Raw genomic sequence first — 14475 nt, forward strand, 5'->3', positions numbered from 1 at the left:
CATGCCCCCCCATATTGAAACAGATGTTAGTGAAAACCTTTATTACAGCCCTAAGCTTACTGTTTTTAACCACATTCACAGCCTTATCTCAAGGTGCTGAGGAATTAGAGATAGATGGCCTAGTGCTTGATCGCAGCATTAGTCGTTTTGGTCACCAATTTTATTTTGAATTTTCAAATCTTTGGCGCGATCTACCTTCAACTGCTGGTTTTAATATCGAAATAAAAGAAACAGTACTTCCTCGTGCGGGCACGCAACTGACCTTAGTAATGAATAATCAAATTGTATATATCACCTATTTAGGCCGTCGTTTAGAGCCAATAGATGAGCGTGTGGAACACGCTTTATACAGTGTAATGGATGCAATGGCGCGCTCTAATTTACATAAAGCGTCGCCTGATATGGCAAAAAATGGATGGTAAAATGACCCCCTACTCAATAAAAAATATAACAACAATAATAGCCCTGTTATTTCCCTTATCAATCTCTGCCACAGAGCTTGTGTATACGCCTATTAACCCGAGTTTTGGTGGTAGCCCGCTCAATGCCAGTATGTTGCTCAACAAAGCACAAGCACAGAACAAACATAAAGCGCCAATCATTGAGCAAAGCTACGCGGAGAAATTTCAAGACTCACTGGAGCGAACTTACCTAAATCGTATGGTAAGAGAGATCACCGATATTGCCTTTGGTGAAGATATCGACGAAAGTATTTTTAACCAAGACTCAATTTTTTTAAGCGGCGATTATGAAATTCAAGTGATCACCAGTACCGTAGATTCAATAACTGTGCGAATCACCAACACCACCGACAACAGTGTTGTGGTGATTGAAGTGCCGAGGTTTAGCTAAATGAAATCGCTATTCATTGCAGTACTCAGCCTTACTTTATCCGCATGCAGTAGCATGGGTAATTTGATCCCACCATCACAACAACAAGCAACCAGTTTGGAGCCAACGCAAACTTTCCAAGCATTACAAAAATTGCCTACCCCAGCGGGCAGTATTGCGGTTTCAGTTTACTCCTTTCGCGATCAAACTGGGCAATATAAACCACAAGGTAATGTCAGCTCTTTTTCAACCGCAGTCACTCAAGGCGCTAACTCAATTTTAATGCAAGCGCTACACGAATCAGACTGGTTTATACCCGTGGAACGTGAAGGCTTACAAAATATCCTGACTGAGAGAAAAATTATTCGTGCCGCGCAAGCAGAGCAACCCAATGCGATAGAACTACCCCCCTTAACCACCGCCAAAATAATTTTAGAAGGCGGTATTATCAGCTACGACACAAATGTAAAAACCGGGGGTTTTGGGATGGAATATTTTGGTATCGGCGCATCAGAACTGTACCGAGAAGATGCCATATCAATTTATTTACGCGCCGTAGATGTGCGCACCGGCCAAGTATTGCTCTCAGTCGCTACCAGTAAAAAAGTACTTAGCCAAGAAATGCGCGCAGGCTTTTTCCGTTATGTCAGTTACAAACGTCTAGCAGAAGCCGAAGCCGGTTTTAGTGATAACGAGCCGATGAGTATTTGTGTAACCCAAGCAATTGAAAAAGCCCTCAGTGATTTAGTTATCAAAGGCATCGACAAAGGCATATGGGCAAGCAAGCGTAGTTGATCCCCCAACGACAGCCTTAGTAAATAGTTAACTCTGGTGCTAAGGCTGTATACTACTGACTATTAAACAACCTAAAGGCTCAGCCCAATAACTAACTTGGGGAAATCCCCCCTGCTAGTAGTTATTGCCAACGGCAATACATAATCCTGCGATACAAAAAAAGAATAGCCACGACAAATGCTTGCCTCGGGTAAATGCCAGCGACATTACACCACTTAGAATAAACACCACAGCGATAATATGCAGGATATCAATACTGTAATTACCGCTGGAGTATAATATACAGCAGATGATAGCCGCAAAGCCCCACCAAGCAATGGTGGTTAAGTGCCAAGCAAATCGCAATACCCGTTTTGTAAACCAATCACTGCCTAATAATTTTGGTAAATTGTCGCGTTTAAATAGGCGGATCAAAATATACTTTTCACCCAAGTATGAGTGAATAATTCCGCAAAATAACAGTAAAAAAGCTGCTGCTTCTAACATTATGATCCCTTGTTCTGATTTAAAATAGCCTAACCTCTAATACCTTACGCATGTTCTCGAAGTAATTGAGCTAAAGCGGCAAGTTCATTGTCGTCAGCTCTTTCACAATCATGGGATGATAAATACCCTTGGTACTTTTCTATAAATGGCCCAAATGTCGGCTCTATATGGTGAAAATCAGATCCACTACCGGTACCATGCATTGGCGATAACTTACTATGCAAGTGATCAATTTCATATCCTTCTAAAAACATACCGGTTCGCCCCACACCTTCTAGTGCAGAGTCTAAAATAAGGGCTACTTTTTTAGTTGCTACAATCAATTTTTCAAGTACGTGATCAGATTGCGCAAAGGCATAGCTGGAAAGGTGCTGTTTAGGAATAACCACCGTCGCCCCTTTGGTATTTGGGTAGATAGTTAAAAAAGCCAAATGTTCATCGTCTTCCCATACTTTATGGCAAGGTTCTTTACCCGAAACAATATCGCAAAATACACATTGCGTCATAATTCATCCTTGATCTTTCTATATTTTTTATAGCCACTCAGTGACTAATGCCATAAAAGTTGAAGTTGAAAACAGTATATTAAACAGCAAATGTACCGATTGCAATTACATCCACCTTTTTGCTTAACGCAGCTCAGTTAGTTCTGCAATGGTAACCTAATCGCCATATAACGCTGTGCCCAATTAGATAATTCGATGCGATTGCGTGAATTAGTTTTTTTAAACGCGCTATAAAGGTGGGTTTTTACGGTGTGATCACTAATATTCAAACGCTCGGCGATACTATGATTATTCGCCCCTTGTGCGAGTAAGTAGATCACTGATTTTTCACGTTTAGTTAGATTTGATAATGCTTCAGGTTCACTATCTGCATCGTGATTAGATTGCGGCTCAAAACGACTTACCATAGCCAGCACTTCATTAAATGTCGCTGATATTATCTTGCGGCTAAACCAAAGTTCATCATTGATTATCCGCATTAACCCTTTGAATACATCTTCGGGTAAATCATTATTATAAAAAACACCTTTAAAATTATTAAGTAACAGGTTTTTTTCACAAATAGCATCTGACTGCGCATTAAACACAATAACTGGTTTCACTTTAGCCAATGCCAATAAATCTGCTGGAATTAAGTTTTGCCAATTACAGCCATTGCTATCAATTAAAAAAAGGTCAAACTCATTGCGATTGTTACAGTGAGGTAGACTATCGTCCATCTTCACTTTGCTAAAAAAAGCATCAAGAATTTTAATTAAGTAGGGATAGCACTGCGAGCGAACAGGCATTTTTAAAACCGTTTTAATAAATACAGAGGTTGGTTGAATCATTGCATCTCGTCCTTGAAACATTTTGTTTACAATACCTAAATCAACTACAACATTCAACCTGTTTTTTATTCAAATCCATTGATTTATAAAGAAATAAAAATAGCTAAACGTCTAGACACCTAACTATTAAGAATCTCTTGCAACAACCCTTTTTCATTAAATTAAAAACAAAAAACAACCCTTTGTTATTAATGAATTATTTAACTAAATTATAAAATCGTGACGTAAGTTACGAGTTCTAAAATTAATACCCATTAGATCAATACCCAAAGCCGCTATGTGTGAACTAGCGGCTTTTTTAAATCACATTTTGAGCTAATAGCTGTCCTTGCGACTCGCTCTCTTGGCGCTTTAAATAACTAAATAATAATAAACAACTCAGCGCAAGACTTGCCGCGATAAGCGAGCCAAGTGTAGCAAAACGAAAACTAAACCACTGTGCAATTAAACCCGTACTGGCAGTACCAAGCATCACCCCTACTTTAATTGCATTACCATAAAAAGCAGAAGTAAAACCAATCCGTGACGGCAGCTGTTCTTGTAAAATTGTTAGACCGATACCCGCAAAAATGCCATAAAAAATAGCATTAACACCTTGCAGTATGAAGAATTGCCATACTTGGTTGGCAAAAAATACACCAAGGTAGAACAAAATAGCACAGCTAAAAGCAAAACCTAGTAAGGTTGTTTTAGTGATGCGTTTGCTGAGCTTTGCGGTATACAGCATTACAGGTATTTCAATTAATGCCACCATGCCCATAAATATTCCAGGCATATTATTGGCAAAGCCCAGTTCATTAATTGTATAAAGCGGTAAGGCACTGGCGTACATAATATTGCCAATTGAGCCAAAGGTTATAGCAGCACCTAAAGCCCAAAACGATAGATTGATAGGCTGATTTGGCTCAGCCTTTTTAGCTCTGTCGTTAGCATCAGTGCTTGGCAAAAACTTCATTGCAAAAATTAATGCCAGTAATGCAAACGTCGCCGCGGTATAAAATGAGCGGCTAAAAGCAACGCCTGACGCAAGTAGGTAACCAAGTGGTGGGCCTGCGACCCAGGCAAATGAAATAGCGGCTCTTAGGCGAGTATTAAACTGAGTGATATCAATATGTGCTTGCTGATCAGCCCACTGGCGAGCAATGGTCATAACTTGCGGTATCGCAGCGTTTCCCATCGAGAGCAAGAGAACTCCGGCTGCAAACACTTGCCAAAAAGACGTTGCGTTGGCAAACACAACTAATGCCATCCCCATGCCAGAGACCGCGATCATAAACATCTTTTTAGCACTCACCCCCTTATCAGCCAACCCACCTAACCATTGACTAAAAAGAATGCCCATCAAAGTGACCCCTGTGGTGTATACACCCAAATAAATAGGTGGGCTTTGTAAACCCTCAACAATAAACAAACTCATAAGTGGATTAACAAATGCGCCAATTAAGCCCGTTAATAAGCTTAATAAAATAAAAACCACACCATATTGTTTGAATATTGACTTCAAGAAACACCACACAGACCTAAAAATAAGCCGCGCATTATACGCAGCTTTAAGTAATATTAAAATACAAATTGGATTATTAATTAATCAACATCGACGCTACAATTAACCAGAAAACCTTCCTCATTACGCAATAAGCTATCCAAGTGCTCAGCAAGCAAATTATGTGAAGCTGGTGCTAGATGGATCCCTTCATTAGGGCATGGATTTACTAGCGAATAAGCATCTAAAAAATGACATTGGTGTAATTTTGCAATCTCAGCATAGCGTGGTGCTAACTGTTGCGATTTAATTTCAGCACCAGCGTAGATACGTTGATATTGGCTAACTTCATAAACTTTAGACGGGCTAATAACAATACGTTTTGGTAGCCTAATATTGGTATAAAAGTGAGTAATCTCTAGCAGTAACTTATTCAACCCTTGCGCTATTTGTTCAGGCGTTAAATTAAAGCGGGTTTTTAAATCATTGGTACCAAGCTGAATAATAATCACATCCAATTGATTTTCTTCAAGATAAGGCTTTAAATATTTTAATCCAGACTTATCTCCGTTGAACGGCGGGTTATTCACCAAAGTACGATTAGGCTGCCCTGCTTCAATAACTTCATCACCCTCTCTCATTAACTGCTTTAATAAAGTAGGCCAGCGTTCCCCCTCAGCCAGCCGTTTGCCATCAACCGGTGAAATTCCAAAGGTATTAGAATCACCAAAACAAAGGATATTCATCTAAAACGGATTCAATGTATAACCTTGTTGCTGCAACTGCGCATGGGCAGTCATGGCTGAAAGCGCCATTTTCACTCCAGGTATTAGTTGCCCAGCCGCCACTTTCATATGAGTTGCCGATTGCCCACACACATACACAACTGTGTTATTAGCAAGGAGTTGCTCAATCAAAGATTGGGTTTTGTTATCTTTGTCAAAACGCGCTTTATAAAAGCTATTTTCAAGCACATCAACACTCGCACCACCATGTACAACTAACGCCAACTGAATGTTTTCTGGTTTTACTCCATGGGCAACATGCATATTGATAAAACGCGCTAGCGAGTTAATATGATTATTTTGTGAGCCCTTTGCAGCGCCATCGCCTACATCAAAGGCAATCTTAAACTGTGCTTGACTCAAATCAGAGACATGAGCTGGCACGTTATAAAAATAACCATAGTCTTTAATTACAGGAGCTGGCTCGTCTGCCAAACAAGTTAGGCTAGTTAAGAGTAGGCTTAAGCCAGTAAGTAACGTTTTCATAAATCATCCTTTTTACTTTTTTACTTAGCCTAACGCTAATTAGCATAATTAACTAGCCTGAACATGCGAATGGGCTTTAAAAGTCATCCCTAAATAATTGAATGTATGTTTAAACATATCAATAAATGCATCCGGCGCAGTCGCAGATGCTGCATTAGACAGAATTGAAAACTGTTTTTGTCTTAAGGTTCTCAGCTTTGGCTTAAGTGCTTCGTCATCCATATAGTCGGTAATTCTATCCATAAACGCCTTCATTTTCGGTGTCGTACTATACCAATACACAGGGGATGCAAACACCCAGTGTTCATAACGTAATAGCACCTCAAACAGGTTATAGAAATCATCATTTTTATATTGCTTATCATAGCGATAAGGTGAAATAACATAGTCATCTAAGCAAAAAACAATGCCACTTTGTTGTTTGCTATACGCATTAGCTTGTGCGGTGGTATTGCCATTTTTACGGCCACTTGAATAAATGATTGCGGTATTATTTACTGATTTGTCTTGCATTGAGTTAACTCCTTTTTTTATGATGGAGCAAAGCTTAAAACCTCAAGTTAACTTAAGGTCAACAAGCAATTTAGAAACTTTTTTAACAAGAAGAAAAACGATGACCGTTCAACAGAAAAAACTCATCGAGGCTAACTTAACAGTGGGCTTTGTGGCTAAGCGCAGTGGTGTAAAGGTATCAACACTACACTTTTACGAAACGAAAGGGTTAATACGTAGCTGGCGCAATAATGGTAACCAACGCCGATATAAACCAGACGTGCTACGCCGCGTTGCCGTTATAAAAGCGGCTCAAGCAATGGGTATAACGCTTGAAGAAATAAAGCAAACTCTTGCCACCTTACCCGACGAACGCACGCCCACCAAAAAGGATTGGTCAGCCTTGTCTAAACAATGGCAAGCCCAACTTGATGAACGCATTGCCTTTATGCAGCGCTTACGCGAACGAGTCGATGGCTGCATAGGCTGCGGCTGTCTGTCGATGGACAAATGCCCTATTTATAATAAAGACGATTACTTAGGTGATATACAAAACGGTGCAGTATTATTGAATAACAACTAAATTATAATCAATTTGTCAAAGCTTACAGGTTGTGTAAATAGTAAAACTTTGGCCTTTATTTTCTGCAATAGGTATATCGTATGTATGCGGCTCTTGAGCAATATCACACACAAGATTGCCTAATAGTTTAACAAGCGTTTGACTATCAGGATTCAAGGAAATAATTGAATACCATATAATTACGCCCTCTGGCGTACCATCATCAATATAAATATGTTGATGAACGGACTCGTTATCAAACATATTACTTGGTTTAGCCGTCCTAATTACCTTTTCTGGAAATGAAAAACGACCATAGTGATCGGTAACAGACTTATCAATATATTCCTTGCTATATGTAAGCGACCTCAGCACCTCTACTCCTGCTTGAGGTTTGCCATCACTTAACAAAACACCTTTAACTGGCGCTGATAATACATAATCCTGCTTTTGAAAAAAACCAAACATATCTGCGTAAGCCTGCATTGTCATAAGTAAAATGAGGGTACTTATTGAATAAAACATAAATCTGCGCATTAACATATCTACTTTCCCTTATTTTTCTTCATAGAGCCTAATAATGAGATATCACTCAAATGGAGAAAGTAATTCTAATTACCTGATAACAAAGTTATGTGGCATCTATTACGGTAGCTAAATCATTTTGCAATTAACTACAGATCTACCATAAAAAACGATGTGAATTTTTGCCACAAGGTTTTGCCAAACTTGATCTCGCTTTCAGCTTTTATGTTATCTGCATATTTCCATGGAAATTTAAAAATATCCGGTGTTGTTAGCTTTTTAATAGGTTTACTCATTAAAAGGTTATCGAGCTGCTCCTCGTCATTAAATTCTTTTCTCAACTCGTCATCCGCTTTAGACATGTGTTCTGGTCAACTCCAGCCAAATATTTCAATATACTCATAGTATTCCTTTATAAACCTAGGCAGCATTTGTGCTGCCTAGGTTTGAATTCCTTTTCTGATTGTTAACGTATCATGGACCCTGAAACTTAAGCAGTTTCACGGAAAGCCGATAAAAAGTTGAAGCGCAAGGTGCTTAGCTTTATATTTCCACGTTAATTGCTCTATGCGCTCAGGCTCTGCTTTCCAATGCTGCCAAGGTTTGATTATTTCTTCCTGCTCTCTACCTTTAAGCCAATCGAAAGGAAATGCTTCACTCAGAATTTCCTCTTCAATTTCTAATTGCTGCGAAAACGAAAATGAGGACCAAAACTCATCAGGCCGATTATTCCTCTTATCAAATTCAGCTGTAATGGGGTCTAAATGTCGGTGTTGTTCATATACCGGCACATCGGGCAATGGCTTACTTAAATCCATAAAGCGCACATAACACTCCCATAATAAATAACAATGGACAGGATTCGCTGAAAGCTCTACAACTGAACCGGTAACAGTTGTTTTAGGGTACTTCTCTTGGTCTATATGACTAATTTCTGGAAAGTAATTCATCACACCCGGCGCGCCCATTTTCGAGGTTAACCTGCAAACAATCTCTTCCCATTTAAAGCAACAGTTACCTAAGTCATCTCGTTGTTCACAACCTGGTATATCAAAAGTAAACCCGACCGTTTGGTTTTGCCTGTCAAGGTACATCATCTTATCAGGTATATATCTAGCCGTTATTGGTAGTAAATTTAAGAAGAATAAGTTCCAGCAAAAGGTAACAAGTGGTATCCACCACTGAAAATTTTCACCTTCATCATAAAATGGAAGTGATAAGATACTAATTAATGTAACAAAGCTTAATACAGCACCAATAGCCATTGGACCAAATAATATGGCTTTTATAGGGTTATTACCACAAGGTGCTATTTTATATTGCTCTTTTTTATTCGCGTAAATGCGCCTATCTTGATTTAGCCAACGTCGGAAAAAACATAATCCTCTAAATTCGCTTCCTTCATTTATTATTCGGTGCGCTTCAAAAAAACGATTAAACTTCGTTTTCTTTGGCATGATTCCAACACCAAAGTAATTATTCTTTTGCATCAGGTTCCTTATGCGATTGCTAAATCAGGTGAGGCATTTTCAATTGGCTTTTCAAACGCATCAAAATCTATCGGCAAAGTTAGACTTTCGTTGTAAATAAGTGTTGATGTTATTTCAACATCAAACACACTAATGTTCGGTGATTCAATTTCAAACTCATAGGTGGCTGCATTTAAGCTCAGACTATTTTCATCAAATTCAGATAAATACTCTTTAGTGCCTTCAACCCAGGTTGCTTTTTTATAAACATTTAACGTTGTTGGATGCCGCCATGAGTATTTTACATCTAATAGCAACTCGGATTTACCAACTATAAACATGGGTAATTCAACTTTTACTGTATAATAATTACCACCATCAAAAAAAGTAGGAGTATTAACAGTCACCTTAGGCGAGAATAATACACTTTGGATATATTTAAAATATTGGTTTGGGTCTGAGAAAGTATTGTAAATAGCGTCCTCTTCACCAGCAAATACGCCTCGCTTATGTTTGGCAAACGGGCCAAACTTTGCCCAAATCTCTAGTTTGCTATCTGTCAACCACACAGCAAGTAAACTAAATACGATAGAGCCTAATAATAATGCCCACCCCCATGGTCCAAGACTTGCGAATAGTATAGTGTGTATACCAAGCCCTATACTGAAACCTGCTGCTGCAAACATAGCAATACCGGCATCAGTGTCACTTTTACTGATTAGTTGGTATGCATCTACGCCTTGAATTACGCCCATGAGTATACCCATAGCACCAGCAAAACCTCTCAATATTGTTAATTGAGCGTTGTTTGTTGCAAGTATTGAAAATTTACTTACTACATTTTTTAATCTAGATTTTGTTAAGAATTTATTCTCTAAATCTGATGAATACGCTTCCCAGACACTTCCAACAGCAGCTAAGCTAACCCCTAATAAGGCTATATTTTTAGAAATTTCATAGGGAGTGCCTTTTTTAAACTCTTTTTCATAATCATTATAAGCAACATAACTGCTATAGCCGGTCAAAAATAGTAAAGGGATAGACACAAAACGCCCTGCTGCGAGTGTTATGCGTTTAAGCATAATTTTATCTAAGCCTCGATAATGAAACTCTTCGCCAAGACTTCTCGCGGGGCTGTCGAATAATACTTTGGCGGGAATATCATTTTCAGGCAATGTGAGTACATAAGATTGACTGCCAGACATGAGAGCAGCTAGCGTTTTTTGCTCTAATACCATTTTTGCCATTTGCGTCACTAAAGCAATTGTTTGTTTAAATAACCGTTGGTTACTGGCATTAATACCATTTGCAAAAAGAGGCTGCTTTAAAGCTTTTGCGACTGTAATAACTTGGTTTGTATTGGTAGAGGTAATTTTCCCTTTTTCTTCAATGGCTTTGATAATATTTCTAAATGCGCTACGTTGCTTTTTAGTTTTTAAGTCATTTAATAGCGGATGACTTACAATATCCATATTCAATGCAAAACGCCCTTCGGGTACTGCATTTGCTGGGTGTATTTGTAGGTTTTTAAACTGTGCAATATTGCGTGACTTACTAAAGCCACCAATTAAATGGTGATACTTTATTCCCTTTTCTGTCAGCTCTTTGCCAAAAGTAGAAAACACGCGTTCTTGTAAGCCCAACCACTCATTTAGGCCTTTTGAGACAACATCAAGTACGTTTTTATTCAATAAATAAGCGGGTATAAACGGTAATGAAAGCTCTTCTTTAATTTTGTCATGATCAAACTTTTTAGGATTGAACCCTTCAACCGTATTGGATATTAAGTCTTCATCATAATCTGTGTTAACTAAGTTATCGCCATAGGCGTCAGGATGCACACAAAACTGCTTACTAAACCAGTTATCTCTAGTTTGTGTTACCTCAAGCACCAGCGCTTTATTGTCTTCAAACTGCTGATCTATTCGGTCGATCAGTTTTTTCTTTTTAGCTTTATCGCATAGCGCAGGCAAATAAGCTGATAACGTGGATTTGGGTAAGATAAGTGTGATTAATTGCTCACAAATCAATTCAGCAGCAAGGCCATAACTTAATACGCCAGCGGTGGTGAAATCTTTCACTAAATCTTCCCACTCTGCTGGTGGGTCAATATTAATTTGTTGGCTTATCTCATGTAATGTTAACTTTTGTGCTTGGCAATTTAAATAATATAAATCGTAGAGCTTTTCTCGCGCATCTAAGTAACATTCAACAGCATCGGTCACTGAGGTCGGGTTGGTTCCTAACAGGTATTTTTCTAATTCCTGCTCAGACACTTCTCTAGCAGCTTTTCGTGTATTTCTGCTTTGTGGGTCTTCTTTTTCAAACGGCTTATGCATCGTTTTAGGTGTGCTGAGCGCCTGCTTTTGCCATAATTCATCATTAAAATACAGCTGATGAGCGAGCATTGCTGATTTATAATACCCATTTGATTCAAGTTCTGCTTGGTGGTTTTTTAAAGCATTCACATAATAATCTGCAGTTACTTTTTGCGCTTGCGCAATACCTAAAACATCATGTATGAAGACGTTTACTTTACCACCTAAAACATTCATATTTTTAATAGCGCCCCAATTAGGAGCGCTACTTAAATCCAATGATTGCATTCTTTTAGTGCGGTAGCGGCTCGCTGTTTGAGAATCATCACACTTGCTCAGCAAGGGCTTTTTGCTAAGACGAGAATCACTTTCATACATGCCACCTAATGTGGTGATATATTCCCAAGACCATTGCACTCGAGAAAAAGCAATTTGAACATCTGGTGTCTGCGCCGCTGCGGCTGAGCCAAATAATCCTATTATTTTGCGAGGTAATAAAATATCTTGATTAAATACACTCGTATGTGGCCTGAAATCCTGACTGTGGTGCAGGGATAAATCAACATCACTCAATTGCTTATCGGCTAGCGCTGCAATCTCTCGCCACAAAAAACCATTGATATAGATATAGTAATAACCGTATGCAGCATTTTCCTCAGGTAAAGGTCTGAACTTATCCATCGGGATAAATTCAGGCGCACCCGCTTTACTTTTATCTAGTGTGTAGTCTTTAAATACGAGTGGCGTTATTGTTACAAATGTTGGCTTTTGGTCCGCTGCTAAGTCTTGTGACTTTAGCTTTTTAGCGGCTTTACCAAAAGGAATGCAAAGCTCTGGGCCAGAAAAACTCTGCAAAAACAGGTTTAAGCTACAATCTTTAGCTTCATCAACAATCCTAGGGGCGTATACATATTGTGTTGTCATTTAAACTCCCTCATCAAAAACTTGATTATTATTAAATGCACCTTGAGTAACGGTGAATTTTCCTTGGCCAATTAAATTATTATTTGCGTTTGTTTCAACGATAAAAGCAGCCTCTGCTGGATCTTCGCTTTGTGTATCTAAATCCCTTACTTGCACGCTCAACCCTCTTGGGGCGGGGCCACCCGGTTGCATCAGTGGCATAGGTGGGGTGTTTTTAGAGTTAGAGATCATTAAATCGCCTTGGCGTACGGCGGGTTTGCCTTCTATGAGCACGTTAAATGAGCCGAGTATAAATTCGGCTTCGCCATCATTGGTGCCACTGATAATGCCTTTTTTATTACCTGGAGAGTCGCCTGAGCTTTGTGAAAAGGTGCTTTTTATATTAGCGGCACCATTGCCATTTACTTTTACTGAGCTGGCAACGTCAGTTACATCGCTGGCTTGTGCTTTGTTAGGGTAAGGTATTGGCACAACACTTGGCCCTACGGTAGTTAAACATACGTCAATGGTCATTAATTTTCCGCCACTATCAGTATGAACAGCGGTGCGGCCATTTATAAGCACATTTTGCCCTGATACGGTGGCGGTTTGAGCCGCCTGTGATTGAGTGTCTTTGGTGAGCTGCTCTTGGTTACCAGCTTGCCAACCTAAATGCGTTGATACTAAATCTAAGAATGCTTGCGCGTTACTAATGGGTTTATTTACATCCATATTGGTTTGCGCCTCGTTCCATGGCAGCCTAGGTTCGTTTTTTTGGTTATCCCATTGTGGTGGTGGAATAATGTAATCAGGTATAAAAATATTCACCATTTCACCAAGGGTTTTCTCGCGGTATTTGGGTCGGCCAATTTCGGCTAGAAAGGCGGCGTCACCACTGGCTTTATCTTCAAAGATAGCAATGCCGTTGGCTTTGCCTAGTGCGCCATTACTGCGGGCGCTATTGTTAAGCCCTAACAGTGTTGGGTTGTTATGTCGCCATGTGACTGAGCCACCGGTGCGCACATCGGCGATCAGTGCGTCAATATCATATTGTACGCTGCCTGTTTGTTTGCCTGCTGCGGCGTTAATATAAGGCATTAGTTTTCACTCCTTGAAATTTTGACTAGCTGCTCATTAGGTGCATTAAAAATAGCAAAAACCTGCTCAAGTGTACGTGTAAGGGGGTTGCATAAATAGCTCTGCGCTAAGGTCAGTGCAGCTAAAGTGTTTGCAGTTCCTTGAAACCCTAAGGTGGTTACAAGCTCTGCACTGTCGATAAGCGGCTGTCCTTGTTGGTACAATTTTTGTGTATTAGCGTACCATTTTTTTTGCCATGCAAGTGATTGATCACCTGCAAATATGTAGCTATCTTGACTAGTGCAATTGGCCTGTGTGAGCTGTGTGCACAATGCTCCTTCATAGATATGTGCATTAAGGCTACCTTGAGGATGTACTAATAAGGCGTATCCGCCTTCACCGTTGATCACCCCTGGCGGACCATTTAGCACTTGCACTGTGGTGTGTTTGGCTTGCTCACTAACAAACTGATAACTAACACATGAATCAACAGCAATGACTAACGTGTCGTTGCTAAGTTGAGTTAAGTCACAATAAGCCATTTGCGTATAAGCCGGGATTTGTTCAGGGATATACTCGTTGAGCAGCTCATTGAGTATTTCGTCTGCGATAACAGGTTGTGCCAGTTCATCAACTGGCAGTAAAAATAGCATTTGGCTGATACGCTCGGTTTGCCTAAGGGTGGCAATATCTATTTGCTCAAGTAGATGCGAGAGCATTAATATGCAGCGCGTTGCTCTATCAAGTTGCGCAAGCTCTTCTATTTCAACAAAAATATACGGCGCATCTAAACTAATATCACACCTAATTAATGCTTTACTAGGCTTTGAAAACAGCATTTTATTAGCCACTGCTGTATATAAGCTGCTTGGCGTACAGCCGGCAGCATTAATATGATAAAGACTGTCAAAAGTAAGTTGTGCCATA

The 14475-nt window shown here is 39.5% G+C and carries 17 protein-coding genes; 4 read left to right on the forward strand and 13 right to left on the reverse strand.

The genetic code is table 11. The features are described from left to right. The first annotated feature begins 23 nt into the window (after positions 1-23). Genes PHAL_RS0103730 through PHAL_RS0103740 form a run of 3 tightly spaced genes read left to right on the forward strand, consistent with a single transcriptional unit; the run spans position 24 to position 1626 of the window. Complete coding sequence (locus tag PHAL_RS0103730; RefSeq protein ID WP_016707078.1) at positions 24-422, forward strand: curli production assembly/transport protein CsgE; 399 nt, start codon at positions 24-26, stop codon at positions 420-422. Beyond that, the gene (locus PHAL_RS0103735; RefSeq protein ID WP_016707079.1) at positions 412-852 is read left to right on the forward strand and encodes a curli assembly protein CsgF; all 441 of its coding nucleotides are present in this window, start codon (positions 412-414) and stop codon (positions 850-852) included. Before PHAL_RS0103730 ends, PHAL_RS0103735 begins: the two co-directional genes overlap by 11 nt. After that, entirely contained in the window at positions 853-1626 is a 774-nt protein-coding gene (locus tag PHAL_RS0103740; protein ID WP_016707080.1) for a CsgG/HfaB family protein, read from the forward strand. A gap of 114 nt (positions 1627-1740) precedes the next feature. On the opposite strand, the gene PHAL_RS0103745 is transcribed toward PHAL_RS0103740, so the two are convergent. The 7 genes from PHAL_RS0103745 to PHAL_RS0103775 form a co-directional block, all read right to left on the reverse strand. Beyond that, on the reverse strand, positions 1741-2112 hold the full coding sequence (locus tag PHAL_RS0103745) for a hypothetical protein (RefSeq protein ID WP_016707081.1): 372 nt from the start codon (positions 2110-2112) through the stop codon (positions 1741-1743). Positions 2113-2156: 44 nt separating this feature from the next. After that, on the reverse strand, positions 2157-2618 hold the full coding sequence (locus PHAL_RS0103750; RefSeq protein ID WP_016707082.1) for an HIT family protein: 462 nt from the start codon (positions 2616-2618) through the stop codon (positions 2157-2159). A 137-nt stretch (positions 2619-2755) separates the two neighbouring features. Next, on the reverse strand, positions 2756-3448 hold the full coding sequence (locus PHAL_RS0103755) for a response regulator transcription factor (RefSeq protein ID WP_029216007.1): 693 nt from the start codon (positions 3446-3448) through the stop codon (positions 2756-2758). A gap of 298 nt (positions 3449-3746) precedes the next feature. Next, positions 3747-4952: a sugar efflux transporter gene (locus PHAL_RS0103760; RefSeq protein WP_138554461.1), complete on the reverse strand. Its 1206-nt coding sequence runs from the start codon at positions 4950-4952 to the stop codon at positions 3747-3749. 80 nt (positions 4953-5032) lie between these two features. Next, entirely contained in the window at positions 5033-5677 is a 645-nt protein-coding gene (locus tag PHAL_RS0103765; protein ID WP_016707085.1) for a GDSL-type esterase/lipase family protein, read from the reverse strand. Continuing rightward, complete coding sequence (locus tag PHAL_RS0103770) at positions 5678-6202, reverse strand: DsrE family protein (RefSeq protein ID WP_016707086.1); 525 nt, start codon at positions 6200-6202, stop codon at positions 5678-5680. 48 nt (positions 6203-6250) lie between these two features. After that, a complete protein-coding gene (locus PHAL_RS0103775) occupies positions 6251-6715 on the reverse strand; it encodes a flavodoxin family protein (protein ID WP_016707087.1) in 465 nt (154 codons plus the stop codon). 100 nt (positions 6716-6815) lie between these two features. Here PHAL_RS0103775 and soxR point away from each other — a divergent pair, with 100 nt between their 5' ends. After that, on the forward strand, positions 6816-7277 hold the full coding sequence (gene soxR, locus PHAL_RS0103780; RefSeq protein WP_029216008.1) for a redox-sensitive transcriptional activator SoxR: 462 nt from the start codon (positions 6816-6818) through the stop codon (positions 7275-7277). 15 nt (positions 7278-7292) lie between these two features. Here the strand turns inward: soxR and PHAL_RS0103785 are convergent, their stop codons facing one another. The 6 genes from PHAL_RS0103785 to PHAL_RS0103810 all read right to left on the reverse strand — a co-directional run bounded on the left by PHAL_RS0103785 (position 7293) and on the right by PHAL_RS0103810 (position 14474). Beyond that, complete coding sequence (locus PHAL_RS0103785) at positions 7293-7799, reverse strand: DUF6795 domain-containing protein (protein ID WP_016707089.1); 507 nt, start codon at positions 7797-7799, stop codon at positions 7293-7295. Between the two features lie 131 nt (positions 7800-7930). Beyond that, positions 7931-8143 (reverse strand): hypothetical protein, encoded by a 213-nt coding sequence (locus tag PHAL_RS0103790; protein WP_016707090.1) that lies wholly within the window; start codon positions 8141-8143, stop codon positions 7931-7933. A gap of 138 nt (positions 8144-8281) precedes the next feature. After that, positions 8282-9271 carry a hypothetical protein gene (locus PHAL_RS0103795; RefSeq protein WP_016707091.1) on the reverse strand — a complete coding sequence of 330 codons (990 nt, stop codon included), beginning with the start codon at positions 9269-9271 and terminating at the stop codon, positions 8282-8284. 8 nt (positions 9272-9279) lie between these two features. Then, positions 9280-12492: a hypothetical protein gene (locus PHAL_RS0103800; protein ID WP_016707092.1), complete on the reverse strand. Its 3213-nt coding sequence runs from the start codon at positions 12490-12492 to the stop codon at positions 9280-9282. Continuing rightward, a complete protein-coding gene (locus PHAL_RS0103805; RefSeq protein WP_016707093.1) occupies positions 12493-13569 on the reverse strand; it encodes a DUF4150 domain-containing protein in 1077 nt (358 codons plus the stop codon). Next, positions 13569-14474 (reverse strand): hypothetical protein, encoded by a 906-nt coding sequence (locus PHAL_RS0103810; RefSeq protein WP_016707094.1) that lies wholly within the window; start codon positions 14472-14474, stop codon positions 13569-13571. The genes PHAL_RS0103805 and PHAL_RS0103810 overlap by 1 nt, the downstream gene beginning before the upstream one ends. Position 14475: the final 1 nt, after the last annotated feature.

It is taken from the genome of Pseudoalteromonas haloplanktis ATCC 14393 (assembly GCF_000238355.1).
Classification (GTDB): domain Bacteria; phylum Pseudomonadota; class Gammaproteobacteria; order Enterobacterales; family Alteromonadaceae; genus Pseudoalteromonas; species Pseudoalteromonas haloplanktis.

Coding starts and splice junctions, on each gene's coding strand:
- PHAL_RS0103730 (WP_016707078.1), top strand. CDS start 24: ATGTTAGTGAAAACCTTTATTACAGCCCTAAGCTTACTGTTTTTAACC.
- PHAL_RS0103735 (WP_016707079.1), top strand. CDS start 412: ATGGATGGTAAAATGACCCCCTACTCAATAAAAAATATAACAACAATA.
- PHAL_RS0103740 (WP_016707080.1), top strand. CDS start 853: ATGAAATCGCTATTCATTGCAGTACTCAGCCTTACTTTATCCGCATGC.
- PHAL_RS0103745 (WP_016707081.1), bottom strand. CDS start 2,112: ATGTTAGAAGCAGCAGCTTTTTTACTGTTATTTTGCGGAATTATTCAC.
- PHAL_RS0103750 (WP_016707082.1), bottom strand. CDS start 2,618: ATGACGCAATGTGTATTTTGCGATATTGTTTCGGGTAAAGAACCTTGC.
- PHAL_RS0103755 (WP_029216007.1), bottom strand. CDS start 3,448: ATGATTCAACCAACCTCTGTATTTATTAAAACGGTTTTAAAAATGCCT.
- PHAL_RS0103765 (WP_016707085.1), bottom strand. CDS start 5,677: ATGAATATCCTTTGTTTTGGTGATTCTAATACCTTTGGAATTTCACCG.
- PHAL_RS0103770 (WP_016707086.1), bottom strand. CDS start 6,202: ATGAAAACGTTACTTACTGGCTTAAGCCTACTCTTAACTAGCCTAACT.
- PHAL_RS0103775 (WP_016707087.1), bottom strand. CDS start 6,715: ATGCAAGACAAATCAGTAAATAATACCGCAATCATTTATTCAAGTGGC.
- soxR (WP_029216008.1), top strand. CDS start 6,816: ATGACCGTTCAACAGAAAAAACTCATCGAGGCTAACTTAACAGTGGGC.
- PHAL_RS0103785 (WP_016707089.1), bottom strand. CDS start 7,799: ATGTTAATGCGCAGATTTATGTTTTATTCAATAAGTACCCTCATTTTA.
- PHAL_RS0103790 (WP_016707090.1), bottom strand. CDS start 8,143: ATGTCTAAAGCGGATGACGAGTTGAGAAAAGAATTTAATGACGAGGAG.
- PHAL_RS0103795 (WP_016707091.1), bottom strand. CDS start 9,271: ATGCAAAAGAATAATTACTTTGGTGTTGGAATCATGCCAAAGAAAACG.
- PHAL_RS0103800 (WP_016707092.1), bottom strand. CDS start 12,492: ATGACAACACAATATGTATACGCCCCTAGGATTGTTGATGAAGCTAAA.
- PHAL_RS0103805 (WP_016707093.1), bottom strand. CDS start 13,569: ATGCCTTATATTAACGCCGCAGCAGGCAAACAAACAGGCAGCGTACAA.
- PHAL_RS0103810 (WP_016707094.1), bottom strand. CDS start 14,474: ATGGCACAACTTACTTTTGACAGTCTTTATCATATTAATGCTGCCGGC.